This is a genomic window from Roseateles cavernae, from assembly GCF_040187885.1.
GTDB lineage: Bacteria > Pseudomonadota > Gammaproteobacteria > Burkholderiales > Burkholderiaceae_C > Roseateles_E > Roseateles_E cavernae.
In genome coordinates, this window is the sequence record NZ_JBDPLH010000002.1 from 731263 (window position 1) to 756034 (window position 24772).

25 protein-coding genes are annotated in these 24772 nt (G+C 67.9%); 18 read left to right on the top strand and 7 right to left on the bottom strand.

The annotated features are described in order from the left end of the window. Positions 1-35 precede the first annotated feature (35 nt). From ABGI63_RS10310 to ntrC, 9 genes are all read left to right on the top strand, one after another. Complete coding sequence (locus tag ABGI63_RS10310; protein ID WP_349742334.1) at positions 36-998, top strand: YncE family protein; 963 nt, start codon at positions 36-38, stop codon at positions 996-998. Then, positions 995-1792 (top strand): polysaccharide deacetylase family protein, encoded by a 798-nt coding sequence (locus ABGI63_RS10315; RefSeq protein ID WP_349742335.1) that lies wholly within the window; start codon positions 995-997, stop codon positions 1790-1792. The genes ABGI63_RS10310 and ABGI63_RS10315 overlap by 4 nt, the downstream gene beginning before the upstream one ends. Further along, entirely contained in the window at positions 1792-2754 is a 963-nt protein-coding gene (locus ABGI63_RS10320; protein WP_349742336.1) for a sterol desaturase family protein, read from the top strand. The genes ABGI63_RS10315 and ABGI63_RS10320 overlap by 1 nt, the downstream gene beginning before the upstream one ends. Before the next feature lie 49 nt (positions 2755-2803). After that, on the top strand, positions 2804-3685 hold the full coding sequence (locus ABGI63_RS10325; protein ID WP_349742337.1) for an EI24 domain-containing protein: 882 nt from the start codon (positions 2804-2806) through the stop codon (positions 3683-3685). Next, positions 3682-4488: a competence/damage-inducible protein A gene (locus tag ABGI63_RS10330; protein WP_349742338.1), complete on the top strand. Its 807-nt coding sequence runs from the start codon at positions 3682-3684 to the stop codon at positions 4486-4488. Before ABGI63_RS10325 ends, ABGI63_RS10330 begins: the two co-directional genes overlap by 4 nt. Positions 4489-4740: 252 nt before the next feature. After that, a complete protein-coding gene (gene glnA, locus ABGI63_RS10335; RefSeq protein ID WP_137944565.1) occupies positions 4741-6156 on the top strand; it encodes a type I glutamate--ammonia ligase in 1416 nt (471 codons plus the stop codon). 120 nt (positions 6157-6276) lie between these two features. Next, positions 6277-6777, top strand: a complete 501-nt coding sequence (locus ABGI63_RS10340) for a hypothetical protein (protein ID WP_349742339.1) — start codon at positions 6277-6279, stop codon at positions 6775-6777. Between the two features lie 33 nt (positions 6778-6810). Next, the gene (gene glnL, locus ABGI63_RS10345; protein WP_137944567.1) at positions 6811-7905 is read left to right on the top strand and encodes a nitrogen regulation protein NR(II); all 1095 of its coding nucleotides are present in this window, start codon (positions 6811-6813) and stop codon (positions 7903-7905) included. 30 nt (positions 7906-7935) lie between these two features. After that, entirely contained in the window at positions 7936-9405 is a 1470-nt protein-coding gene (ntrC, locus tag ABGI63_RS10350) for a nitrogen regulation protein NR(I) (RefSeq protein WP_349742340.1), read from the top strand. Here ntrC and ABGI63_RS10355 read toward each other — a convergent pair. Then, complete coding sequence (locus ABGI63_RS10355) at positions 9402-10364, bottom strand: MBL fold metallo-hydrolase (protein ID WP_349742341.1); 963 nt, start codon at positions 10362-10364, stop codon at positions 9402-9404. The two genes, ntrC and ABGI63_RS10355, sit on opposite strands and share 4 nt — an antisense overlap. A gap of 49 nt (positions 10365-10413) precedes the next feature. On the opposite strand from ABGI63_RS10355, the gene def reads away from it, so the two are divergent. Both def and ABGI63_RS10365 read left to right on the top strand, forming a co-directional pair. Then, complete coding sequence (gene def, locus ABGI63_RS10360; protein WP_137944571.1) at positions 10414-10950, top strand: peptide deformylase; 537 nt, start codon at positions 10414-10416, stop codon at positions 10948-10950. 84 nt (positions 10951-11034) lie between these two features. Next, positions 11035-12855 (top strand): DUF6600 domain-containing protein, encoded by a 1821-nt coding sequence (locus tag ABGI63_RS10365; RefSeq protein ID WP_349742342.1) that lies wholly within the window; start codon positions 11035-11037, stop codon positions 12853-12855. Between the two features lies 1 nt (position 12856). Here the strand turns inward: ABGI63_RS10365 and ABGI63_RS10370 are convergent, their stop codons facing one another. Next, a complete protein-coding gene (locus ABGI63_RS10370) occupies positions 12857-13501 on the bottom strand; it encodes an arylesterase (protein ID WP_432767394.1) in 645 nt (214 codons plus the stop codon). A gap of 15 nt (positions 13502-13516) precedes the next feature. On the opposite strand from ABGI63_RS10370, the gene ABGI63_RS10375 reads away from it, so the two are divergent. The 4 genes from ABGI63_RS10375 (at position 13517) to ABGI63_RS10390 (ending at position 16717) form a co-directional block, all read left to right on the top strand. Next, entirely contained in the window at positions 13517-14203 is a 687-nt protein-coding gene (locus ABGI63_RS10375) for an ABC transporter ATP-binding protein (protein ID WP_349742343.1), read from the top strand. Between the two features lie 92 nt (positions 14204-14295). Next, complete coding sequence (pobA, locus tag ABGI63_RS10380; RefSeq protein ID WP_349742399.1) at positions 14296-15462, top strand: 4-hydroxybenzoate 3-monooxygenase; 1167 nt, start codon at positions 14296-14298, stop codon at positions 15460-15462. 23 nt (positions 15463-15485) lie between these two features. Beyond that, positions 15486-16178, top strand: coding sequence for a protocatechuate 3,4-dioxygenase subunit beta (gene pcaH, locus ABGI63_RS10385; RefSeq protein WP_349742344.1), 693 nt, complete (start codon positions 15486-15488; stop codon positions 16176-16178). A gap of 17 nt (positions 16179-16195) precedes the next feature. Next, the gene (locus tag ABGI63_RS10390) at positions 16196-16717 is read left to right on the top strand and encodes a peptidase associated/transthyretin-like domain-containing protein (RefSeq protein WP_349742345.1); all 522 of its coding nucleotides are present in this window, start codon (positions 16196-16198) and stop codon (positions 16715-16717) included. On the opposite strand, the gene ABGI63_RS10395 is transcribed toward ABGI63_RS10390, so the two are convergent. The 5 genes from ABGI63_RS10395 to ABGI63_RS10415 form a co-directional block, all read right to left on the bottom strand. Further along, complete coding sequence (locus tag ABGI63_RS10395) at positions 16708-17265, bottom strand: DUF2062 domain-containing protein (RefSeq protein ID WP_349742346.1); 558 nt, start codon at positions 17263-17265, stop codon at positions 16708-16710. The two genes, ABGI63_RS10390 and ABGI63_RS10395, sit on opposite strands and share 10 nt — an antisense overlap. 80 nt (positions 17266-17345) lie before the next feature. Continuing rightward, on the bottom strand, positions 17346-18149 hold the full coding sequence (locus ABGI63_RS10400; protein WP_349742400.1) for a peptidylprolyl isomerase: 804 nt from the start codon (positions 18147-18149) through the stop codon (positions 17346-17348). Positions 18150-18204: 55 nt separating this feature from the next. After that, positions 18205-18468, bottom strand: a complete 264-nt coding sequence (locus ABGI63_RS10405; protein WP_349742347.1) for a BolA family protein — start codon at positions 18466-18468, stop codon at positions 18205-18207. Beyond that, positions 18465-18878 carry a peptide-methionine (R)-S-oxide reductase MsrB gene (gene msrB / locus ABGI63_RS10410; protein WP_349742348.1) on the bottom strand — a complete coding sequence of 138 codons (414 nt, stop codon included), beginning with the start codon at positions 18876-18878 and terminating at the stop codon, positions 18465-18467. The genes ABGI63_RS10405 and msrB overlap by 4 nt, the downstream gene beginning before the upstream one ends. A gap of 56 nt (positions 18879-18934) precedes the next feature. After that, entirely contained in the window at positions 18935-20479 is a 1545-nt protein-coding gene (locus tag ABGI63_RS10415; RefSeq protein ID WP_349742349.1) for a methyl-accepting chemotaxis protein, read from the bottom strand. A 219-nt stretch (positions 20480-20698) separates the two neighbouring features. Here ABGI63_RS10415 and ABGI63_RS10420 point away from each other — a divergent pair, with 219 nt between their 5' ends. From ABGI63_RS10420 to ABGI63_RS10430, 3 genes are all read left to right on the top strand, one after another. Next, the gene (locus tag ABGI63_RS10420) at positions 20699-22345 is read left to right on the top strand and encodes a 3-(methylthio)propionyl-CoA ligase (protein ID WP_349742350.1); all 1647 of its coding nucleotides are present in this window, start codon (positions 20699-20701) and stop codon (positions 22343-22345) included. A gap of 79 nt (positions 22346-22424) precedes the next feature. Continuing rightward, positions 22425-23666, top strand: a complete 1242-nt coding sequence (locus ABGI63_RS10425; RefSeq protein ID WP_349742351.1) for a branched-chain amino acid ABC transporter substrate-binding protein — start codon at positions 22425-22427, stop codon at positions 23664-23666. Positions 23667-23820: 154 nt separating this feature from the next. After that, positions 23821-24771 carry a branched-chain amino acid ABC transporter permease gene (locus tag ABGI63_RS10430; RefSeq protein ID WP_432767402.1) on the top strand — a complete coding sequence of 317 codons (951 nt, stop codon included), beginning with the start codon at positions 23821-23823 and terminating at the stop codon, positions 24769-24771. The last annotated feature ends 1 nt before the right edge of the window (position 24772 follow it).

Below are 24772 nucleotides of genomic sequence, written 5' to 3' on the forward strand. Positions count from 1 at the left end.
GAACCCCTTTCCGGTCGTGCTGTGCGGCCGTCTTGATGCTTGTGCTGATGGCCGCCGGGGCGCAGGCCAGCACGGCAGCCAAGCCGATCTTTGTGCTCAATTCGCTGGATGCCGACATCAGCGTGATCGACCCGGTCAGCTTCACGCAGATCAAGCGCATCCCCACCGGCAAGGAGCCGCACCACCTCTATCTGAGCCCGGACGAGAAGTCCCTGGTGGTGGCCAATGCGCTGGGCGATTCGCTGACCTTTGTCGACCCGCGCACGGCCGAGGTGCAGCGCGTGCTGCGCGACATTCCCGACCCCTACCACCTGCGTTTCTCGCCGGACATGAAGTGGCTGGTCACGACCGCGAACCGGCTCGACCATGTGGCGCTGTACCGCTGGCTGCCGAGCAATGCGGCGGCGCCGCTGCAGCTGGTCAAGCGCATCGAGGCACCGAAGATCCCCAGCCATCTCTCGATCGACAGCCGCAGCCGCATGGTCTATGTGAGCCTGCAGGGCAGCGACGAGCTGCTGGCCATCGACCTGGCGACGCAGACGCCGCGCTGGAAGATCAAGGTCGGCAAGATGCCGGCCGATGTCTATCTGACGCCGGACGACAAGCACCTGCTGGTGGCACTGACCGGCGACATGCTGGTCGAGGTCTACAACGTCAGCGGCCCTCAGCCGCAGCTGGTGCGCCGCATAGTGACCGGCAAGGGCGCGCATTCCTTCCGCGCGCTGGGCGATGGCCGCCATGTGCTGGTCAGCAACCGCGCGGCCAACACCATCAGCAAGATCGCGCTGGCCGATTTCAGCGTGGTCGGCGAGCTGCCCGGCCCGGGCGGGCCGGACGATATGGATGTGTCGGCCGACGGCAAGACCCTGCTGTTCACCTCGCGCTGGGCGCGCAAGCTGACCCTGGTCGATATCGAGCGCCGCCAGGTGCTGCGCCAGGTCAAGGTGGGCCGCTCGCCGCATGGCGTCTGGACCCTGGATCACGCGCCCCGGCAATGAAGATCCAATGGCTGGGGCTCCTGCTGCTGGCGGTGCTGCCGGCCCAGGCCTGCCAGAGCGGCGAGAAGCCGGTCTATCTGACTTTCGATACCGGCCATATGGGTGTCGCGCCGCTGCTGGCCTCGCTGATCAAGAAGCATCAGCTGCGGCTGAGCTTCTTCCTCGCCAATGAGCCGACGCTGGACGGCGGTGCCAGCCTGGACGCGCAATGGGCCCCCTGGTGGCGCGAGCGTGCCGGCGAAGGCCATGATTTCGGCTCCCACACCTGGGACCACGACATCTGGCTGAAGGACCTGCCGCCGCTGAAGGGCGAGGCACGCTTTCGCTTTCGCACCGTGGCCGGGCAGCAGACGCCGCGCCTGCGCGAGCTGACGGCTGCGCAGTACTGCGAGGCGTTGAAACAGCCGGCGCGGCGCTTTGCCGAGATGACGGGGCGGCCGATGGCGCCGCTGTTCCGCGCCCCCGGCGGCAAGACCTCGCCGGCCCTGCAGGCAGCGGCCAAGGCCTGCGGTTTCGAGCATGTGGGCTGGAGCGCGGCCGGTTTCCTGGGCGACGAGCTGCCCAGCGATCGCTATCCGAATGCGCAGCTGCTGGCCAAGGCGCTGCGCGAGATCCGGCCCGGTGACATCCTGCTGGCCCATCTGGGCATCTGGTCGCGCCAGGACGCCTGGGCGCCGGCGGTGCTGGAGCCGCTGGTGCTGGGGCTGAAGCAGCGCGGCTTCTGCTTCGCGCCGCTGCGCGAGCATCCGCGCTATGCCGCGCTGATGGCGGCGCAGACTGCCAAGAGGCCCTGATGGACTGGCTGGTCGATGCCTTCGGTCTCGCGCAGCAGTGGCTGTTCGAGCAATGGGTCCAGCCGCTGCTGTTCGGGCTGGGCTTCGGCGATCTGCTGGAAGACGGCTATGCGGCGACCGGCTGGCTGCTGGTGGGGCTGGCGCAGATCCTCGTGATGCTGACCCTGCTGCGCGCGCTGGAGCGCTGGCGGCCGGTCGAAGCGCAGACCGACCGCGCGGCGCGGCGGGTCGATGTTATCTACACCCTGATCCATCGCCTAGGCCTGTTCAGGGTCGCGATGTTCTTCGCGATCGACCCGCTGTGGGACGCGCTGGCCGGCACGCTGCGCATGGCCGGTGTGCCGAGCTTCCAGCTCGACGCGATCTGGCCCGGCGTCAGCGACATCCCCTGGGTCAGCTTCTGCCTCTATCTGCTGGTCTTCGACTTCGTCAACTACTGGCTGCATCGCGCCCAGCACCAGTTCGGCTGGTGGTGGTCCCTGCATGCGCTGCACCACAGCCAGCGCCAGATGAGCTTGTGGAGCGACAACCGCAACCATCTGCTCGACGATGTGCTGATCGACTCGGCCTTTGTGCTGCTGGCCCGCTTCATCGGCGTGGAGCCCGGGCAGTTCGTCGCGCTGGTGGCGCTGTCGCAGCTGCTGGAGAGCCTGCAGCATGCCAATGTGCGGCTGTGGTTCGGGCCGGTGCTGGAGCGGCTGCTGGTGAGCCCGCGCTTTCACCGCCGCCATCATGCGATCGGCATCGGCCATGAGTCGGCCGGCCGGGGCACGCTGGGCGGCTGCAATTTCGCGGTGCTGCTGCCGGTCTGGGATCAGCTGTTCGGCACCGCCGATTTCCAGCTGCGCTATGAGCCGACCGGCATCCGCGACCAGCTGGCCGAGGAGGGCGGGCGTGACTACGGGCGCGGCTTCTGGGCCCAGCAATGGCTGGGGCTCAAGCGCCTCGTGGGGCGCGGCTGAAACAGCGCGGGTATGCTTGGCGCCCGTTGCCAACAGAAGAGGGATGACGATGGTCAACACGATGGGCCGCCTCGGTGATGCCTTCTGGCGCGCCGCCGCCTATTGCCTGCATCCGCGCGTGATCGCGCTGTCGCTGCTGCCGCTGCTGATCGCGGCCGGCACCACCGTGGGCCTGGCCTATTTCTTCTGGGAGGCGGCGGTGGCCGGCGTGCGCGGCACGCTGGAATCCTGGCTGCTGATCGAGAGCCTGCTGCGCTGGCTGGACAGCATGGGGGGCGAGGGCTTTCGCAGCGTGGTCGCACCGCTCCTGGTGATCGTGATGGCGGTGCCGGTGGTGCTGATCTTCAGCCTGCTGCTGGTGGCGCTGTTGATGACGCCGTCCATCGTCACCCTGGTGGCCGAGCGGCGCTTCCCGCTGCTTGAGCGCAAGCGCGGCTCGGCCTGGTGGCAGGGCCTGCTGTGGTCGCTGCTGTGCTCGGCCGGCGCGCTGCTGGTGCTGTTCCTGAGCATGCCGTTCTGGCTGATCCCGCCGCTGGTGCTGGTGCTGCCACCGCTGATCTGGGGCTGGCTGACCTACCGCGTGTTCGCCTTCGATGTGCTGGCCGAGCATGCCTCGGCCGAGGAGCGCAAGCAGCTGATGCGCGAGCACCGCCTGCCGCTGCTGGCCATGGGCGTGATCAGCGGCTATCTGGGCGCCGCGCCCTCGCTGATCTGGGCGGTCAGCATGATGGCCGTGGTGCTGGCGCCGTTTCTGGTGCTGCTGACGGTCTGGCTCTACACCCTGATCTTCGCGTTCTCGACGCTGTGGTTCGCCCATTACGCGCTCCATGCGCTGGCCGAGCTGCGGGCCCGCGTGGGCGTCGTCCCCGAAGCGCCGCCCGTGCTGGAAGAATTGCCATCCCCGCCCACCCTGCTGCCGCCCGCACTATGAATATCGGTCTGATCATCGTTGGTGACGAAATCCTGTCCGGCAAGCGCCAGGACAAGCACCTGGCCAAGTTCATCGAGATCCTGGCCGCACGCGGCCTCTCGCTGTCCTGGGCCGAGTATGTCGGCGACGACCGCGAGCGCCTGACGGCCAGCCTGGCCCGCGCCTTCGCCAGCGGCGATCTGGTGCTCTCCTGCGGCGGCATCGGCGCCACGCCCGATGACCACAGCCGCCAGGCCGCCGCTGCGGCGCTGGGTCGCGAACTGGTCCTGCACCCCGAGGCCAGGGAACTGATCTGGCAGCGCATCAGCGAGATGGCGGCCGAGCAGGGCGTGAGCGCCGACCCCGAGCACCCCGACAGCCTGCGCCGCTTCCAGATGGGCGTGTTCCCGGCGGGGGCTGCCATCATCCCCAATCCCTTCAACAAGATTCCGGGCTTCTATGTCGGCACGGTCTACTTTGTGCCCGGCTTCCCGGTGATGGCCCACCCGATGATGGAATGGGTGCTGGATCAACGCCATGCCGATCTGCACCGCGCCAGCGGCATCAGCGAACGCTCGCTGATCGTGCAGGGCGCGATGGAGGCGGCGCTGACCCCGCTGATGGAGCAGATCGAGGCCGACTTTGCCGGCATCAAGGTCTTCAGCCTGCCCAGCGTCGACCATCCGCAATGGGGTCGGCATATCGAGCTGGGCGTCAAGGCCGGCCCGGAGCAGGAGCCCGAGCGGCTGGTGCAGGCCTATGCCGCGCTGAAGCAGGGCCTGATCCAATTTGGTGCTGTTATAAGCACTGAAATGGTGCGATAGTCGGCGCCGGCTTGCTCTGTTTTGGTGCTTGTTGCGCGCTTGTCGCCCGACCGGCGGTGCGCGCTCAAGGGCGTCAGTGGGAGGTCGGCCGATAATGCCCCGGCCACTCGGTGATGCACCGAGCTGGCGCTCGCCGCTCACCGACTTGGCACGCAACCTGCTTAGTTAGAAACGCACGCGCCGAGGCGCTCGCCGAATTCGTTCGATACCCGTACCACCTGTACAAAGCTTTCCGCTAGCTAGGAGTGATTGATGGCCAAGACCGTCGCCGATGTGATCCAGATGGTGAAGGACAACGAAGTCAAGTTCGTTGACTTCCGCTTCACCGACACCCGTGGCAAAGAGCAGCATGTGTCTGTGCCTGTGTCGCATTTCGATGAGGACAAGTTTGTCTCCGGTCATGCCTTCGACGGTTCGTCGATCGCCGGCTGGAAGGGCATCGAAGCCTCCGACATGCTGCTGATGCCCGATCCGGACACCGCCAATATCGATCCCTTCTTCGAAGAGCCGACGCTGATCCTGTCCTGCGACGTGGTCGACCCGGCCGACGGCAAGGCCTATGAGCGCGACCCGCGTTCGCTGGCCAAGCGCGCCGAAGCCTATCTGAAGTCTTCCGGCCTGGGCGACACCGCCTACTTCGGTCCCGAGCCCGAGTTCTTCATCTTCGACTCGATCCGCTGGGGCAATGACATGTCCGGCTGCTTCTACAAGATCGAATCCGAAGAGGCCGCCTGGAACACCGGCAAGGAATACGAGCACGGCAACACCGGCTACCGTCCCACCGTCAAGGGCGGCTATTTCCCGGTGCCCCCGGTCGACGCCGGCCAGGACATGCGCTCGGAAATGTGCCTGATCCTCGAGCAGCTGGGCATCCCGGTCGAGGTGCATCACCATGAAGTGGCCAACGCCGGCCAGATGGAAATCGGCACCCGCTTCAGCACGCTGACCAAGCGCGCCGACTGGCTGCAGCTGCAGAAGTACGTGATCACCAATGTCGCCCATGCCTATGGCAAGACCGCGACCTTCATGCCCAAGCCCATCGTTGGCGACAACGGCTCCGGCATGCATGTGCACCAGTCGATCTGGAAGGACGGCAAGAACCTGTTCGCCGGCGACGGCTACGCAGGCCTGAGCGAGTTCGCGCTGTTCTATATCGGCGGCATCATCAAGCATGCCCGCGCGCTGAACGCGATCACGAACCCCGGCACCAACAGCTACAAGCGTCTGGTCCCCGGCTTCGAAGCCCCGGTCAAGCTGGCTTACTCGGCCAAGAACCGCTCGGCCTCGATCCGCATCCCCTATGTCGCGAACCCCAAGGGCCGCCGCATCGAGGCGCGCTTCCCCGATCCTTCTGCCAACCCCTATCTGTGCTTTGCCGCACTGATGATGGCCGGCCTGGACGGCGTCGAGAACAAGATCCACCCGGGCGAAGCCGCCACCAAGGATCTCTACCATCTGCCGCCGGAAGAAGACGCGAAGATCCCGACCGTCTGCCACAGCCTGGATCAGGCGCTCGAGTATCTGGACAAGGACCGTGCCTTCCTGACCAAGGGCGGCGTGTTCACCGACTCCTTCATCGATGCCTATATCGACCTGAAGATGCAGGAAGTGACCCGCTTCCGCATGGCCACGCACCCGGTCGAGTACGACATGTACTACTCGCTGTGATGTCCATGGGCGGCGAGCGTGCACCCCACGCGACGCTGCCCGGGTCAGCGAACAAGGGACGGCCGTGGCCGTCCCTTGTGCTTTGTGAAACCCGCGCCCGGCATGAGCCACAATCGCGCCATGCTCTATCGCCCCGCCTTGCTGCTCATCGGTCTGACCTGCGGCGCTGCCGCCGAGGCCCAGTCCGTGGTCTACCGCTGTCCCGGCCCGCCGGTGCTCTACACCGACGCGCTGACCCCCAAGGAAGCGCAGGACAAGGGCTGCCGCTCGATCGAGGGCACGCCGATCACGGTCTTGCAGGGCCAGCGGCCGCGCGCGGCAGCACCGGCAACCAACGGCGCGGCCAGCGCTGCGGCGAGGAGCGGTGATGGGCGCGTTGACCCCGCCCAGCAGCGCAGCCGCGACGGCGAGCGCCGCAAGGTGCTTGAAACCGAGCTGCGCGAGAGCGAGGAGCGGCTCGCGGCCTTGCAGCGCGAGTACCAGGGCGGCCAGCCCGAGCGGCGCGGCGACGAACGCAATTTCCAGAAGTATCTGGACCGGGTGGCCGAGCTCAAGACCAGCATCACCCGGCAGGAAAACGATATACAGGCGCTCAAGCGCGAGATCAGCAAGCTGCCTTGAGTTCGCTGGTCTGGCCGCACGAGCCACAGGACCATGACTCAGCACTCATCCCGCCCCGCCTCGGGCTTCGAGGCCTTCGACATGCTGGCCACCATGGTGGCCGTGGTGCGACCCGACGGCGAATGCCTGTTCGCCAACACCGCTTTCGAGACCGTGATGCGGCTCTCGCGCCGCACGGTGCAGGGCGTCAATCTGTTCGACTGGTTTGCCGATGCCACCCGGCTCAGCGAGACGGTCGAGGCGGTGGCGCTGAACGCCTTCTCCAGCAGCCGCTTCGATGCCTTGCTGCGGCGCGGCCCGCGCCCGCATGAGGATCTGCTGCCGGTGCATGTGATCGTCAGCCAGACCGACAGCCCGGAGCGGGTGCTGGTCGAGCTGATCGAGAACGCCCAGCAGGCCCGCCAGGACCGCGAGGAGCGCACGCTCGACCAGGTGCAGGCCACCAAGGAGCTCATACGCAATCTGGCCCACGAGATCAAGAACCCGCTGGGCGGCATCCGCGGTGCGGCCCAGCTGCTGGCGCTGGAGCTGCAGCCCACCGACCTCGGCCCCGAGCTCAACGAGTACACCCAGGTCATCGTCCATGAGGCCGACCGGCTGCAGGCCCTGGTCGACCGCCTGCTGGCGCCGCACCGGCGTGCCCAGGTGGTGGTCGATGTCAATATCCACGAGGTCTGCGAGCGGGTGCGCTCGGTGATACTGGCCGAGTACCCGCGCGGGTTGGAGGTGCGGCGCGACTACGACACCTCGCTGCCCGATTTCCGCGGCGACCGCGAGCAGCTGATTCAGGCGGTGCTGAACATCGTGCAGAACGCCGCGCAGGCCTGCCATGCCCGCATCGCCGAGGGCACGGCCGTGATCAATCTGCAGACCCGGGTGGCGCGACAGGTGACGATTGGTAAGCAACGCTGGCGCTTGGCATTGGAATTGCATGTGCAGGACAACGGCCCTGGTGTGCCGGCGGAGATCCGAGATCGCATCTTCTACCCCCTGGTCTCAGGGCGGGACGGAGGCACGGGCTTGGGGCTGACGCTGTCACAAACCATCGCTCAGCAGCATCAGGGGATGATTGACTGCGACAGCGAACCGGGCCGGACAGATTTTCGATTGACCCTGCCTTTGCCCTGAATACCAGCTCGGGACAAAGGGGAGCCTTAGATGAAATCCATCTGGATTGTTGACGACGACCATTCCATCCGTTTCGTGCTGGAAAAAGCGCTGAGCCGCGAGGGCCTGCCGGTGCGCAGCTTCAGCAATGCCCGCGATCTGCTCGCGGCGCTCGATGAGGACAGCCCGCAGGTGCTGGTCTCCGACATCCGCATGCCCGGCGGTTCGGGCCTGGATCTGCTGGCCAAGGTCAAGGCCAAGCTGCCCGGTCTGCCGGTCATCATCATGACGGCCTACTCCGATCTGGACAGCGCGGTTTCGGCCTTCCAGGGCGGCGCCTTCGAGTACCTGCCCAAGCCCTTCGATCTGTCGCGCGCGGTCGAGTTGATCCGCCGCGCCCAGGAGGAGAGCCTGCGCGAGGCGGTGGCCGAGGAGGCCGCAGCGCAAGTGCCCGAGATGCTGGGCCAGGCGCCGGCGATGCAGGATGTGTTCCGCGCCATCGGCCGCCTGAGCCAGAGCCATGTGACGGTGCTGATCACCGGCGAGTCCGGTTCGGGCAAGGAACTGGTCGCCCGCGCGCTGCACAAGCACAGCCCGCGGGCCGAGGGCCCGTTTGTCGCGATCAACACGGCGGCGATCCCGAAGGACCTGCTGGAGAGCGAGCTGTTCGGCCATGAGCGGGGCGCCTTCACCGGCGCGCAGGCCACCCGGCGCGGCCGTTTCGAGCAGGCCGACGGCGGCACCTTGTTCCTCGACGAGATCGGCGACATGCCGCTGGATCTGCAGACCCGCTTGCTGCGCGTGCTGTCCGACGGCCAGTTCTACCGCGTCGGCGGCCACAGCCCGCTGCGCAGCAATGTGCGCGTGATCGCCGCCACCCACCAGAACCTGGAAGACCGGGTGCGGCAGGGCGCCTTCCGCGAGGATCTGTTCCACCGCCTCAATGTGATCCGCCTGCGCCTGCCGGCGCTGCGCGAGCGCCGCGAGGACATCCCGGTGCTGGCGCGCTATTTCCTGCAGCGCAGCGCCACCGAGCTGGGTGTCGAGCCCAAGCGCCTGTCCGAGGCGGCGCTGGCCCGGCTGGTCGGTTTCGACTTCCCCGGCAATGTGCGCCAGCTGGAAAACGTCTGCCACTGGCTCAGCGTGATGGCACCGACCCAGGTGGTCGAGCCCAAGGACCTGCCGCAGGAGCTGATGCAGGCAGGCTCCACGCTGCTGACCGCCGCAGTGCCCGCCGGCACGGCCGTGCCGGCCGCACTCGGTGAGGCGGCCGTTGCGCCGCTGCCGGCCCTGGCGACCGGGCCCGATGCCTGGGTGGCCGAGATGGCGCGCGAGGCACGGCGCCTGCTGGCCAATGGCGAGCCCGAGGTCTGGGACGCGCTGACCCGGCGCTTCGAGGCCAGCCTGATCCTGACCGCGCTCGATGTGACGCGCGGCCGCCGCATCGAGGCGGCGCAGAAGCTGGGCATTGGCCGCAACACCATCACGCGCAAGATCCAGGAGCTGGGGCTGGATGCCTAGTCTTGTCGATCCAGCCACACGCCCAGGCCCTGGGCGTTGAGTTCCACATCCATGGCCAGCAGCGCGGTCTGGCGCGCCGGGCTTAAGGCGCAGCCATGCGCCGCCAGGCCTTGCAGATAGAGCGTCAGCAAGGCGTCCTTCAGCGCCTCGTGGCGCAGCGGGTGACCGCGCAGGCTGCGCGCCGTCTCGGCCATGGACCGGGCCTGGCTCAGCAGCAGGCCGGCGAGCCGCTGCACCTCGTCGGCATGGCCTCCGACCCGGCTGTAGTGGGTCAGGAACATCTGCGTCGGCGCGTAGCTCAGCAGGCGGGCCACCGAGGTTTCCAGCGCCTCGGGATCGAACTGCACCGGCGTGCTGGTCGGCATGATCCAGGGCCCCAGCGAGGTGTCGAACTCGCGGTAGGACAGGCCGAAGGTGTCGCCGGTGAACCAGCCCCGGCTCTTCGCGTCCCAGATGCAATGGTGGTGGCGTGCATGGCCGGGGGTGTCCAGCAGCAGCAGCTCCCGTGCGCTCCCGCCGACGCTGATCCTCATCCCGTCCTCGCTGGGCATCACGCGCTCGGCCGGCACGCCGACCAGCCGGCCATAGGAGCGCTGCATCTCCTGCTCGCCATAGACCGCCAGCGCGCCCTCGTACAGCACGCTCGGATCGACCATATGGCGCACGCCGCGCGGGTGCACCAGCAGACGTGCGGTCGGCAAGGACTGCATCAGCAGGCCGGCGCCGCCGGCATGGTCCAGATGCACATGGGTCGGTATCACCCAGTCCACCGCATCGGGCCCCAGGCCCAGCTGCTGCAGCGCGGCCAGCAGGCGCGGCACCGCGTGGTTGGTGCCGCAGTCGATGAAGGCGGCGCGGCCGTTCTCGACCAGCAGATAGGCGGCATCAAAACGGTCGCGCTGAAAGCCGGTGTCGATGGCGTAAATGCCGTCGCCCAGAGCCTGCACAAACTCGGACATGGTCTTGTCTCCTTAGAATCCGCCCAACGATAGCCCGACAGGATCAACGATGGCAGTCAGAGAACTACTGAAGATGGGCGATCCGCGCCTGCTGCGGGTGGCGAAACCGGTCACCGAGTTCGGCACGCCGGCGCTGCGTGAGCTGGTGGCCGATATGCTGGACACGATGAAGGCCGCCAACGGCGCCGGACTGGCCGCGCCGCAGATCGGCGTCGACCTGCAGCTGGTGATCTTCGGCTTCGAGCGCAACGAGCGCTATCCGGATGCGCCGCCGGTGCCCTTGACCGTGCTGATCAACCCGCTCATCACGCCGCTGTCCGATGCCATGGAGGAGGGCTGGGAGGGCTGCCTGTCGGTGCCGGGCCTGCGTGGCGTCGTGCCGCGCCACAGCCAGCTGCGCTACAGCGGCTTCGATCTCGAAGGCCGACCCATAGAGCGTGAGGCCACGGGCTTCCACGCCCGCGTGGTCCAGCATGAGTGCGATCATCTGCTGGGTGTGCTCTATCCGATGCGCATCAAGGACTTCAGCCGCTTCGGCTACACCTCGGTGCTGTTCCCGGAGCTGGACCCGAACGCCGACGACTGAGCGCCGGCGGCCAAGCAAAGTTTTGTAAGCAGGTCGGCGCCGCCCGGGCGCTTGGCGTTATACAGCGGCTATCTGGAGACCAGCATGAAAGCCGCTGCCTTGCCCCGCTTCCCTCGACTTTACTCACTGCTGTTCTGCCTGGCGCTGAGCACCTTGCTGAGCCCTGCCCGGGCCGACGAGGACCCGCCGGCGCGGGCCGGTCGTGTGGCCGAGATCAGCGGCGAAGCCTGGCTGTTCGATGCCGAAGACAAGGAATGGGTGCAGCTGGAGCGCAACCAGACCATAGGCCCGGGCGACCGCCTGCGCACCGATGGGGGCGGCCGGCTCAGCCTGCGGGTCGGCTCGACCAGTCTGTGGCTGGACGAGGACAGCGATCTGGAGTTCAGCCGGCTTGATGATGGCCGGGTCGAGCTCCGGCTCGACAAGGGCTCGCTGGCGCTGCGGCTGCGCAACCGTGAAGAGGTCAACGACTACCTGCTGCTGACCCGCGAGGGCCGTTTCAGCGCCGAGCGCGAGGGCCTGTACCGCATCGACCAGCTCGAGCGCGGCAGCCGTGCGCTGAACTGGGAGGGCAGCCTGCGCTTCGATTCGCGTGCGCGCGAGGCCGCGCCGGTCTGGCTGCAGGCCGACGAGCAGGCCGAATTCTGGTGGGCCGACGGCCCGCGCACCGAGCGCCAGCGCCTGCAGCGCGACGAGTTCGCCGACTGGCTGCTGGCGCAGCGCGAGGCCGAGGGCCGTCATCTGGCCAACAGCTATGTGTCGCCCGAGATGACCGGCGCCGATGAGCTGGACCGCCACGGCCGCTGGGAGCAGAGCAGCGAGTACGGCCCGCTGTGGACGCCCAGCGTGGTGGCGGTCGACTGGGCGCCTTATCGCTACGGCCGCTGGGGCTGGACGCGCGCCTGGGGCTGGAGCTGGATCGATGCCGCGCCCTGGGGCTTCGCGCCCTTCCACTATGGCCGCTGGGTGCATCACGGCGGGCGTTGGTGCTGGGCCCCCGGCGCCTTTGTGGCGCGGCCGGTCTATGCGCCCGCCCTGGTGGCCTGGGTCGGCGGGCCGGCGGTCAGCGTTGGCATCCATATCGGCGGCGGCCGGCCGCCGCCGCCGCGCTATGGCTGGTATCCGCTGGCGCCGCGCGAGGCCTATCTGCCCGGCTATCGCCACAGCCCGGGCTACTGGCAGCGGGTCAACCGCGAGCACGGCCAGGGCTGGCAGGGACGCCCCGAGCATCGCCGCCATCGCAATATCGATGTGCCCGGCGCCGTCAGCCTGCTGCCCGAGCAAGGGCGAGGCCGGCCTTCGCCCTTCAACCCCGGCCAGATGGGGCCGCTGCGGCCGGTGACCCAGGTGCCCGGGCGTGGCGAACTGCCGCAGTGGCAGGTGCCGCGCGTGCGCCCGCCGCAGGCCATCGTCGAGCCCCGGCCGCCACGCGAGCGCCCCGAGCGCCCCGAGCGCATTGACCGGGTCGATCGAATCGATCGCAACGAGCGCTTTGAACGCATCGAGCGTCCCGATCGGGGCGACCGGGCCGAGCGCGGCGAGCGCTTCGAGCGACCGGGCTGGACGACCCGACCCGGCCGGCCGGCCGATGGCGTGGCGCCGCCGCGCCCGACGCCGAATCCGAATGCGGGGCGCTCTGATGAGCCGCTGCCGTCCCGCGAGTTCCATGGTCGGCCGCCTGGCTTCGAGCCGCGCGTCCCCGGGCGTGTCCAGGAACGCGGCGCCGAGCCCCGGCCGCAGCCCCAGATCGGTATCCCGGCTCCGCCGCGCGGCATCGAGCGGCCGCAGCGTGAGGCCGAGCCGGCGCGGCCGCCGCAGGTGCAGCAGCCGCAGGAGCGCGGCCCGCAGCGCGGGCGCGGCGAATGGACCGGCGGGCCGGGCCGGCGCGGCGAGCAGGCTCAGTGAGTCAGAGCAGCGGCCGCAAGGCCCGCCAGACCTGGCCCAGCATCAGCGGATGGGCCTTGGCCAGCGGGTGGATGCGGTCGCCCTGGAACCAGCTCTCGGCATCCGGCCGGTCGGCCACGCCCGCCAGCAAAAAGGGCGTCAGCGCGGTCTTCTCGGCCCGCGCCACCGCTTCGAACAGCGCGGCGAAATCGCGCCCGTAGCTGGCGCCGTAGTTCGGCGGCACCTGCATGCCGACCAGCAGCACCTTGGCGCCGGCGGCCTTGCCGGCGCGCACCATGGCCTGCAGGTTCTCCCGCGTCATCGTCAGCGGCAGGCCGCGCAACGCGTCATTGCCGCCCAGCTCGATGATCAGGTGCGTGGGTCGGTGCTGGCTCAGCAGGGCCGGCAGGCGCGAACGCCCGCCCGAGCTGGTGTCGCCGCTGATGCTGGCATTGACCACCTGGGCCGCCAGTTTCTCGTCCTTGAGCTTCTGCTCCAGCAGCGCGACCCAGCCGCTGCCGCGCGCAATGCCATACTCGGCCGACAGGCTGTCGCCCAGCACGACGATGCGGCGTGACGCTGAGCCGGCCGCGGTCTGCGCAAGACCTGGCACCGTCATCAGCAAAGCCGGCAGGCTACAGTGTTGAATCCATTGACGACGTTTCATCCCGATCCGAATCCTATGTCTGAAGTGATTTCCGCAGCGATTGTTGAGGTCGACCACGTCGGCAAGCAGGTGCAGGACGCGACCGGCGTGCTGACGATTCTGCATGACATCTCGTTCACGCTGGCCGCGCGCGAGTCGGTGGCCATCGTCGGCGCCTCGGGCTCGGGCAAGAGCACCTTGCTGGCCATTCTGGCGGGCCTGGACACACCCAGCAGCGGCACGGTGCGCCTGGCCGGCCAGGATCTGTTCGTGCTGGACGAGGACCAGCGCGCCGCCCAGCGCGCGCTGCACATCGGTTTCGTGTTCCAGAGCTTTCAGCTGCTGGGCAATCTGACCGCGCTGGAGAACGTGATGCTGCCGCTGGAGCTGCGCGGCGAGCGCGAGGCCCGGGCGCTGGCCACGCAGATGCTGCAGCGGGTCGGCCTCGGCGAGCGGCTCGGGCACTATCCGCGCGTGCTGTCCGGCGGCGAGCAGCAGCGGGTGGCGCTGGCGCGGGCCTTTGTGCAGCGCCCGGCCGTGCTGCTGGCCGATGAGCCGACCGGCAGCCTGGACTTCGCGACCGGCGCGGCGGTGATGGCGCTGATGTTCGAGATGAACCGCGAGGCCGGCACCACCTTGGTGCTGGTGACGCACGATCCGGCGATTGCGGCGCGCTGCCAGCGCCAGCTGCGCATCGAAGCGGGGCGCCTGGCCACGGCCTGATGTTCGATTAGTGCAAGCCTGCAGCGTTTGTGTCCATTGAGAAGCGCGCCGGCGCCGGCTACGCTTGGCCGATGGTGAATCCTCCCGCTGCGATCCGCACCCAGGTCGCCATCATCGGCGCCGGCCCGGCCGGCCTGCTGCTCGGCCAGCTGCTGGCCAAGGCCGGCATCGCCAACGTCATCATCGAACAGCGCAGCCGCGCCCATGTGCTGTCGCGCATCCGCGCCGGCGTGCTGGAGCCGGGCACGGTGGCCTTGCTGGACGAGGCCGGGGTCGGCCAGCGCCTGCATCGCGAGGGTCTGCCGCATGGCGGCTTCGAGCTGTGCATCGGCGACCGGCTGCAGCGCATCGATCTGCAGGCGCTGACCGGCAAGCAGGTGACGATTTACGGCCAGACCGAGCTGACCCGCGATCTGATGGACGCGCGCACCGACGCGGGGCTGGAGATCGTCTACGAGGCCCAGCAGGTCGAGGTGCTGGACTTTGACGGCCGGCAGCCCTGGGTGCGCTTTGTCCAGGACGGCCAGGCCCGCGAGCTGCGTTGCGACTTCATCGCCGGCTGCGACGGCTTTCACGGTGTCTGCCGCGCCAGCGTGCCGCCCGCGCTGCTGAGCACGCACGAGAAGGTCTATCCCTTCGGCTGGCTGGGCGTGCTGGCCGACGTGCCGCCGGTCTCGCCCGAGCTGATCTATGTGCGGCATGAGCGTGGCTTCGCGCTGTGCAGCCAGCGCAGCGCGACACGCAGCCGCTACTACCTGCAGTGCGACAGCCAGGCGCGGGTCGAGCAATGGTCGGACCAGGCCTTCTGGGACGAGCTGCGCCGCCGCCTGCCGGCCGCCGAGGCGGCGCGCCTGGTGAGCGGGCCGGCGCTGGAGAAGAGCATCGCGCCGCTGCGCAGCTTCGTGGCCGAGCCGATGCGCTTCGGCCGCCTGTTCCTGGCCGGCGATGCCGCCCATATCGTGCCGCCGACCGGGGCCAAGGGCCTGAACCTGGCGGCTTCCGATGTGGCCTATCTGTGGCAGGCGCTGGCCGATTCCTACCGGGGCAGCGAGCTGGGCGTCGATCACTACTCGCAGCGCTGCCTGCAGCGGATCTGGAAGGCCGAGCGCTTTTCCTGGTGGATGACCACGCTGCTGCACCGCTTCCCCGATCAGCCGGCCTTCGATGCCCGGCTGCAGGAGGCCGAGCTGAGCTATCTGCTCGAATCGGCCCATGGCCGCGGCATGATCGCCGAGAACTATGTCGGCCTGCCGCTCTGACGAGCACCTCCCAGGAGAGCCAGATGCAATTCAAGCCGGTGCCGGCGGGCGTCTACCCCGCGCTGATCTACCCGCCCTACAAGTCCACGCGCAGCCGCGGGCCCGTGCAACCGCCGCTGCGCATCGCGGCGCCGGCCGTGACGACGCAAGGCCTGACCCTGGCCCGCGCGCTGCTGGGCCCGCTCGACGCCGATCTGACCCGCCAGGGCGCCGCCGCGCCGCTGGGCGAGAAGATCGTCGTGAGCGGCCGGGTGCTGGACGAGGATGGCCGGCCGGTGCGTGACTCGCTGATCGAGGTCTGGCAATGCAATTCGGCTGGGCGCTACTGGCACAAGAAGGACCAGCATGCCGCGCCGCTGGACCCCAACTTCTTCGGCCTGGGCAAGCTGATGACGGACGGGGAGGGCCGCTACCGCTTCATCACGATCAAGCCGGGCCCCTATCCCTGGGGCAATCATGACAAGGCCTGGCGCCCGGCCCATATCCATTTCTCGCTGTTCGGCAATGTGATGGCACAGCGCCTGGTCACGCAGATGTACTTCCCCGCCGACCCGCTGTTCGACCACGACCCGATCTTCCAGAGCATTGCCGATGCGGCGGCGCGCGAGCGCCTGATCGCCCGCTTCAGCATGGAGGACACGGTCGGCGCCGAGATGCTGGGCTATCGCTTCGACATCGTGCTGCGCGGCAGCGCGGCCACCCCCTTCGGCCTGTGAGCCGCCAGGAGCTTGCTATGCCCGACCACGATTGCCTGCTGACCAGCTCGCAAACCATAGGTCCGTTCCCGCATGAGGCCTGGCACTGGGCTGTCGAGGCCTCGGCCCAGCCGGGCGCTGTGGCGGGGGCTGTGGCCGTGGTGATCGCGGGCCGCCTGCTCGACGGCGCCGGCGAGCCCGTCAACGACGGCTGGATCGAGGCCTGGACCCCGGGCGTGGCCGAGGCCGGCCCGCTGCCGGGCTTTCGCCGCGTGCCCACCGGCGAGCAGGGCGAGTTCGTGCTGCGGCTGAGCCCGGCCGTCGGCCATGGCGAGCCGGCGGCCCATATCACGGTGTTTGCGCGCGGCCTGCTGAAGCACCAGTTCAGCGCGGTCTTCCTGGCCGATGCTGCCGGCCTGGCCGACTCGGGGCTGCTGGCCCAGGTGCCCGAGGCGCGCCGCGCCAGCTTGCTGGCGCTGCCCGACGCGGCGCCGGGACATTACCGCTGGGACATCCGCCTGCAGGGCGACGGCGAGACGGTGTTCTTCGACTACCGCTGAGCACGGCGGCGCAGCCGCCGCAGCCGCTCGCCGCGTATCACCGCCCACCAGCCGATATAGACCGCCAGATAGGCCAGCGCGCCCAGCAGCAGGCCGGCCAGCGGCAGGCCGATCAGCAGCGGCTTGCCCAGCGCCTGGATCCAACCCAGCAGGGCCGGGCCCCAGCTCAGCGGCGCGGTCCAGGCTATCTCCAGCATTGCCGGCGTCGCGATCGGTCCATCATGCCCCGAGGCCATCCGGCCCAGCAGGATGGCCAGGCTCCAGATCGGCACCAGCGTGAAGGGATTGGTCAGCCAGGTGGCGGCAATCGCCGCCGCGACATTGGCGCGGCAGGCGATCGCCACGACGGCCGCCAGCACCATCTGCGTCGGCAGCGGGATCACGCCGACCGCCAGCCCCAGACCGACACCCAGCGCGACACGGCGGCGGTGTGCGACCCACAGCCAGGGCCGCGGCGACAGGTAATGGCCCAGCCACTTCAGCCCCGGGGTCTTGGCCAAGGTGTCGGGATGGGGCAGCAGGCGGCGGGCAAGACGGGTGGCGGGCATGGGCTGCGCTTGGGCGGTTCCTGAGACGAAAAAAAACCGCGCTCGCCGGGGGGCGTCGCGCGGTTCTGGCTCAACTCAACTCAGTTGGCGAACTTGTAGTCGGTCTTGGCCTTGGTCTTCAGCTCTTGCTGGAAGTTGGCGATCTTCTGCTGGCTCAGGCGCTGCACGATCTGCGGCTTGACGTCGTCGAAGGCCGGGAACTGGGCCTCGCGGGTGTCTTCCAGCTTGATGATGTGGAAGCCGAACTGCGACTTGACCGGCTCCTGCGTCATCTCGCCCTTCTTCAAGGCCGTCAGCGCCTTGCTGAACTCGGGCACATAGCTGCCGGGGTTGGCGAAGTCGAGGTCGCCGCCATTGGCTGCCGAACCCGGATCCTTGGAGTTCTTGCTGGCCAGTTCTTCGAACTTGGCGCCGCCCTTGATCTGGGCGATCAGGGCCTTGGCGTCTTCTTCCTTCTCGACCAGGATGTGGCGGGCACGGTACTCGGTGCCGCTGTTCTGGGCCTTGAACTTGTCGTATTCGGCCTGGGCTTCGGCGTCGGTGACGCCGTTCTTCTTGCCGAAGTCAGCGAACAGTTCGCGGATCAGGATGCTCTGGCGGGCCAGCTCCATCTGCGCCTTGTAGTCGGCGCTGGCCGGGATGCCGCGCTTCTCGGCCTCCTGGATGAAGATCTCGCGCAGCACGACTTCGTCCTTGACCTGGGCTTCCAGCTCGGGCGTGCGTTGCTGCTGGCCGCTCTTGGTGACCTGGTTGATCAGCAGGTCGACGCGGGCCTTGGGCACCGGCTTGCCATTGACGGTGGCGACGTTTTGCGCACTGGCCGTCACGGGCACGAGCGCAGCGGACAGGGCCGCAACAGTGGCGGCGAGCACAAACTTCTTCATGGACATGGGCAGCAAAGGTAGAAAAATGCGCCTGACGGCGCGGGGTGCGGGAGAGTCAGCTTTCGTCCGGTGCGCGGGCGTCGATCGCCAGCGCATGGATGCCTTGCTGCATCAACTCAGCCAAGGAATGATATACGAGCTGATGGCGGGCCACCCGCGAGCGGCCGATGAAGCGCTCGCTGACGATGCTGACGTGGTAGTGGCCGCCCTCGCGGGCACCGGCATGGCCGGCATGCTGGGCACTGTCGTCGCGCAAGGTCAGCAGGCTGGGTTGCAGGCCCGCGCGCAGGCGGCGTTCGATCTCTTCGAGCATGCTCATGGCTTGGGCTCGGCGCGGAAGTCTATCGAGGCCGAGTTGATGCAAAAGCGCTCGCCGGTCGGCTCGGGGCCGTCGGGGAAGACATGGCCCAGATGCGAGCCGCAGTTGTTGCAGCGCACCTCGACCCGCACCATGCCGTGGCTGCGGTCGACGATGCGCTCCACCACCTCGCTATTGACCGGGGCGTAATAGCTGGGCCAGCCGCAGCCGGCATCGAACTTGGTGTCGGCCTCGAACAGCGGCGTGCCGCAGCCCACGCACTGGTACTTGCCGGCTTCCCAGTGGTCCCAGTACTTGCCGGTGAAGGCGCGCTCGGTGCCGGCCTGACGGGCCACCTGGTACTGCATGGCGTCGAGCTGCTCGCGCCACTCGGCCTCGGTCTTCTTGATGGGGTAGTCGTGATCGCTCATGGTCGCTCCAGTGTAGCCAGCGGCCCGTGCCCGCGCCGCTGCGGGGTCTTGCGGCCTTACTGCAGGCGGAACACCGAGACGACCTCGGTCATGCGGGCGGCCTGGTACTTCAGGCTCTCGGCCGCCGCCGCGCTCTGCTCGACCAGCGCGGCGTTCTGCTGGGTCACCTGGTCAAGTTGGGACACGGCTTCGCCGACCTGGTCAATGCCCTGGCTCTGCTCGGCGCTGGCGGCGCTGATCTCGGCGATCAGGTCGGTGACGCGCTTGACCTGGCCGACGATGTCGCCCATGGTCTTGCCGGCATTGGCGGCCAGCGCGCTGCCGGCCTCGACCTTGGCCACGCTGTCGCCGATCAGGCTCTTGATCTCCTTGGCCGCCTGCGCGCTGCGCTGCGCGAGCGTGCGCACCTCGCCGGCCACGACCGCGAAGCCGCGACCCTGCTCGCCGGCCCGGGCCGCCTCGACGGCCGCATTCAGCGCCAGGATATTGGTCTGGAAGGCAATGCCGTCGATCACGCCGATGATGTCGCTGATCTTGCGCGAGGCGGCGCTGATCTGCTCCATGGTGCTGACTACCTGGCCGACCACCGAGCCGCCCTGAGCCGCGACGCCCGAGGCGCTGGTGGCCAGCTGGTTGGCGGTGCGGGCGGTTTCGGCGTTCTGCTTGACGGTGGCGGTCAGCTCTTCCATCGAGGCGGCGGTCTGCTCCAGATTGGCGGCCTGCTCCTCGGTGCGTTGTGAGAGGTCGGCATTGCCGCTGGCGATCTCGGCGGTGCCGGTGGCGATCGAGTCGCTGCTGGCGCGCACCTGGGCGACGATGCTCACCAGGCTGTCGTTCATGCGCTTGAGTGCGCCCAGCAGCTGGCCGGTCTCGTTCTTGCCCTTGACTTCGATGCGGGAGCTGAGGTCGCCGCCGGCCACCGCCTCGGCCACCTTGACCGCCTCGGCCAGCGGCGTGACGATGGAGCGCACCAGCAGCCAGGCGATCGCCATGCCCACGCCCACCACCAGCAGCGCGCCGATGCCACCCATCCACAGCAGGCCGGCGCGTGCCGCCGCAGCCTGTGCATCGGCCCGCTCGGCTTTTTGCTCCTGCAGCTTGACGAAGTCCTCGATGGCGCCCAGATAACGGCCGACGGCGGGCGCGTACTCGTCGCGGATGATGGTCTGGGCGCCAGCCTGATTGCCGCCGGCGCCGGCCTCGCGCGCCTTCTTGCTGGCGGCCAGCAGCGCGCCGCCATGGCCGACGATGATCTTCAGCTGGGCCTGGTCCTCCGGTGTCTGGGCCTGCTTGGTGATCTCCTCGCGCAGCTTCTGCACCCGTGGGGTGTCGGTGGCCATCGGTTCCTTGAAGAGCTCGCCGACGGCCGGGTCGGCGCTGATCGATGCGGCCATGCTGCGCGTCACCGCGACCTGGGTCATGCCCTGCCAGCGCACCGACTGGCGTATCAGGTCCTGGGCCTGGTCGATCGCGGTATTCGCTTCGCGGGCGATCACCTGGCCGCGGTAGAGGGTCAGGCCTCCGACCAGCAGCATGGCCAGCAGCAGCAGCGCGATGGCGCCGGAGAGTTTGCGGGCAAGGCCCAGGTTGTTCAGGTTCATGCGGACTCCAGCATCAAGGCGTGCACCGATTCTGAGCATGCGCCCCCGATTTGCCAACTCATGGAGGGCAGGCGACGTGCGATGCTCACGAAACGCCGGTGAATACCCCTAGACCACCGGTGCCGGCTGTGTAACTCCGGTGACTATGGCCGGTCGGATGCGAGGTTTAAACTGATCCGAACAGGCCTGCCGAGGCCACACAAAGACAGGAGACCGCTGATGGCGCTGATGGGTCAAATGATGACCATGCCCTTGCTGATTTCGTCGCTGATCCAACATGCGGCGCGGCATTCGGGCGATACCGAAATCGTCAGCAAGCGCTGTGAAGGCGATCTGCACCGCTACACCTGGCGGGATGCCGAGCGGCGCTCGCGCCAGGTGGCCCAGGCGCTGGGCCGGCTGGGGCTGTCGCCGGGCGACCGGGTCGCGACGCTGGCCTGGAACGGCTACCGCCATCTGGAGCTCTATTACGGCAGCTCGGGCTCCGGCCTGGTCTGCCACACGATCAATCCGCGGCTGTTCCCCGAGCAGATCGTCTGGATCGCCCAGGATGCCAATGACCAGGTGCTGTGCTTCGACCTGAGCTTTCTGCCCCTGGTCGAGAAGCTCAGCGCCCAGCTGCCGGGCATCCGCCACTATGTGCTGATGAGCGACCGCGCCCATATGCCGGCCGCCAGCAGCATTCCGAACCTGCTGTGCTACGAGGAGCTGGTCGAGGCCGAGGACGGCCACTACCGCTGGCCCGAGTTCGACGAGAACACCGCGTCCAGCATCTGCTACACCTCGGGCACGACCGGCCACCCCAAGGGCGCCGTCTACAGCCACCGCTCCAGCGTGCTGCATGCCTACGGCTCGGCGCTGCCCGATGCGATGGACTGCTCCAGCAAGGACGTGATCCTGCCGGTGGTGCCGATGTTCCACGTCAATGCCTGGGGCCTGCCCTATAGCAGCGCCATCGTCGGCGCCAAGCTGGTGTTCCCCGGCCCGCATCTGGACGGCAAGTCGCTGTACGAGCTGTTCGAGACCGAGGGCGTGACCTTCAGCGCCGGCGTACCCACGGTCTGGCTGGGCTTGCTGAGCTATGTGAAGAGCAATGGCCTGAAGTTCAGCAGCTTCAAGCGCACGGTGATCGGCGGCTCGGCCTGCCCGCCGGCGATGCTGGCCAGCCTGATGGATGACTTCGGCGTCGAGGTCATCCACGCCTGGGGCATGACCGAGCTCTCGCCGCTGGGCACGCTGTCCAAGCTGACCTCCAAGCAGCTCGCGCTGCCGGCCGAGCAGCAGCGCCGCATCCTGGAGAAGCAGGGCAAGGTGATCTACGGCATCGATATGGCGGTGATCAACGACGAGGGTCAGGCCTTGCCCTGGGACGCGCAGAGCTCGGGCAACCTGGTGGTGCGCGGTCACTGGGTCATCAGCAGCTATTTCGGCGAGTCGCGCTCACCGCTGGTGACGGTGGACGGCCAGCCTGGCTGGTTCCCGACCGGCGATGTGGCCACCATCGATGCCGACGGCTTCATGCAGATCACCGACCGCAGCAAGGACGTCATCAAGAGCGGCGGCGAGTGGATCAGCTCCATCGATCTCGAAAACATCGCGATGGCCCACCCGGCCGTGCATGAGGCGGCGGCCATCGCCTGCGCCCACCCGAAGTGGGACGAGCGGCCGCTGCTGGTGGTGGTCAAGAAGCCCGACGCCCAAGTCACGCGCGAGGAGCTGCTGGCCTTCTTCGAGGGGCGCATCGCCAAATGGCAGATCCCCGACGATGTGGCCTTCGTGGCCGAGATCCCGCACACCGCCACCGGCAAGCTACAAAAGCTCAAGCTGCGCGAGCAGTTCAAGAGCTACCGACTGCCCAGCGCTTGACCCCGGGCAAACCGCAGGCTGCTTTGCCTGCGCCGCCTCTTAAGCTCTACACGCCTTGCAAACCACAAAGGAGACAACGATGTACAGCAGCAAGCACGTCCTGAAGTTCACCGCAGCGGCCGCCCTGGTGCTGGCCGGCTCCGCAGCGTTCGCGCAGAAAGGCGAGACGGTCAAGATTGCCTGGATCGATCCCTTGTCCGGCCTGATGGCACCGGTGGGGCAGAACCAGGTCAAGAGCTTTCAGTTCTTCGCCGAGAAGTTCAATGCCAGTAATCCGGCCGGCGTCAAGTTCGAGATCATCGCGATCGACAACAAGCTGAGCCCGGCCGAGTCGCTGAATGCGCTGAAGTCCGCCATTGACCAGGGCGTGCGCTATGTGACCCAGGGCAATGGCTCGGGTGCGGCGCTGGCCATCATCGATGCGGTCAACAAGCACAACGAGCGCAATCCCGGCAAGGAGGTGCTGTACCTGAATCACTCGGCCGTCGACCCCGACCTGACCAATAGCAAGTGCAGCTACTGGCATTTCCGCACCGACGCCGACACCTCGATGAAGATGGAGGCGATGACCACCTTCATGAAGGACCAGCCCGACATCAAGAGCGTCTTCCTGCTGAACCAGAACTATGCCCACGGCCACCAGGTGGCGCGCTATGCCAAGGAAATGCTGGCCCGCAAGCGCCCCGATGTGAAGATCGCCGGCGAGGACCTGCACCCGCTGGCCGCCGTGCGCGACTTCGCGCCCTATGTGGCCAAGATCAAGGCCAGTGGCGCCGACACCGTGATCACCGGCAACTGGGGCTCGGACCTGGCCCTGCTGGTCAAGGCCGCCAACGAGGCCGGCTACAACGGCAAGTTCTTCACCTACTACGCCGGCGTCACCGGCACGCCCACGGCCTTGGGCACCGGCTCGGCCGGCCGCGTCTACCAGATCTCCTACAACCACTACAACATGGGCGGCCAGATGTCCAAGTGGCAAAAGGAGTTCCAGGACAAGTTCAACTCGGACTTCTACACCGGCAGCGTGATCCATATCTACACCCTGCTGGGCGAGGCCTTCGCCAAGGCCAAGAGCACCGATCCGGTCAAGGTGGCCGCGGTGCTGGAGGGCATGAAGACCAAGAGCTTCAACGGCGAGGTCGAGATGCGCAAGACCGACCACCAGCTGCAGCAGACCCTGTATCTGTCGGTCTGGCAGAAGACCGATGCGAAGAACACTTACAGCCCCGAGAAGACCGGCATGACCTTTGTGCCGGTGCGCACCTTCGAGCCCTATGTGTCGAGCACGCCGACCTCCTGCGAGATGAAGCGGCCGTCCTGAGTAGGCGTGGCGCTTGGCGCAGATTCTGGCGCCGATCCTGGCGGGGCCATCCTTGGGGTGGCCCCGTTCCTGAGATGCCCTGCATTGGCGAGATCCTGTGGACCAATTCCTGATCAATCTGCTGAACGGCCTGTCCTCCGGACTGCTGCTGTTCATGCTCAGCTCGGGCCTGACGCTGATCTTCAGCATGATGGGCGTGCTGAACTTTGCTCACGCCAGCTTCTATATGCTGGGTGCCTATATCGCCTACACCCTGGTGGGCCTCTTGGGCTTCTGGCCGGCGCTGCTGCTGGCGCCGCTGCTGGTGGGGCTGATCGGCGCGGGCTTCGAGCGCATGGCGCTGCGCCGGGTGCACAAGTTCGGCCATGTGCCCGAGCTCCTGATCACCTTCGGCCTGTCCTACCTGATCCTGGAACTGGTGCAGCTGATCTGGGGCCGCACGGCGGTGCCGTTCGCGCCGCCGCCCGAGTTGCAGGGCCCGGCGTTCACCTTCATCCAGAACCCAGCCAGCGGCCTCAGCTTCGCGCTGGGCGAGGCCGGCGCCGGCGTGTGCAGCGCGGCCGGCGTGATCTGTTCCAAGTTTCCGCTGACCCGCGCCTTCATGATGCTGGTGGCCCTGGCGATGCTGGTGGCGCTGTGGCTGCTGCTGACCCGCACCCGCATCGGTCTGGTGATCCAGGCCGCGCTGAAGCATCCCGAGATGGTCGAGGCGCTGGGCCACAACGTGCCGCGCGTCTTCATGCTGGTGTTCGGCAGCGGCTGCGCGCTGGCGGCGCTGGCCGGCGTGATCGGCGGCATCACCTTCGTCACCGAGCCCTCGATGGCCGTCATCGTCGGCTCCATCATCTTCGTGGTCGTGGTGGTCGGCGGGGTCGGCTCGCTGGCGGGAGCCTTTGTCGGCTCCATCCTGATCGGCCTGCTGCAGACCCTGCCGCTGACCGTCGACGGCTCGCTGGCCACACTGTTCAAGCTGGGCCCCGACACCTGGGGCTACCCGGTGCTGAAACTGAGCCTGGCCCAGGTGGCGCCCATCCTGCCTTATCTGCTGATGGTGCTGATCCTGATCTTCCGCCCCAAGGGCTTGATGGGCACGCGAGACGAATGAT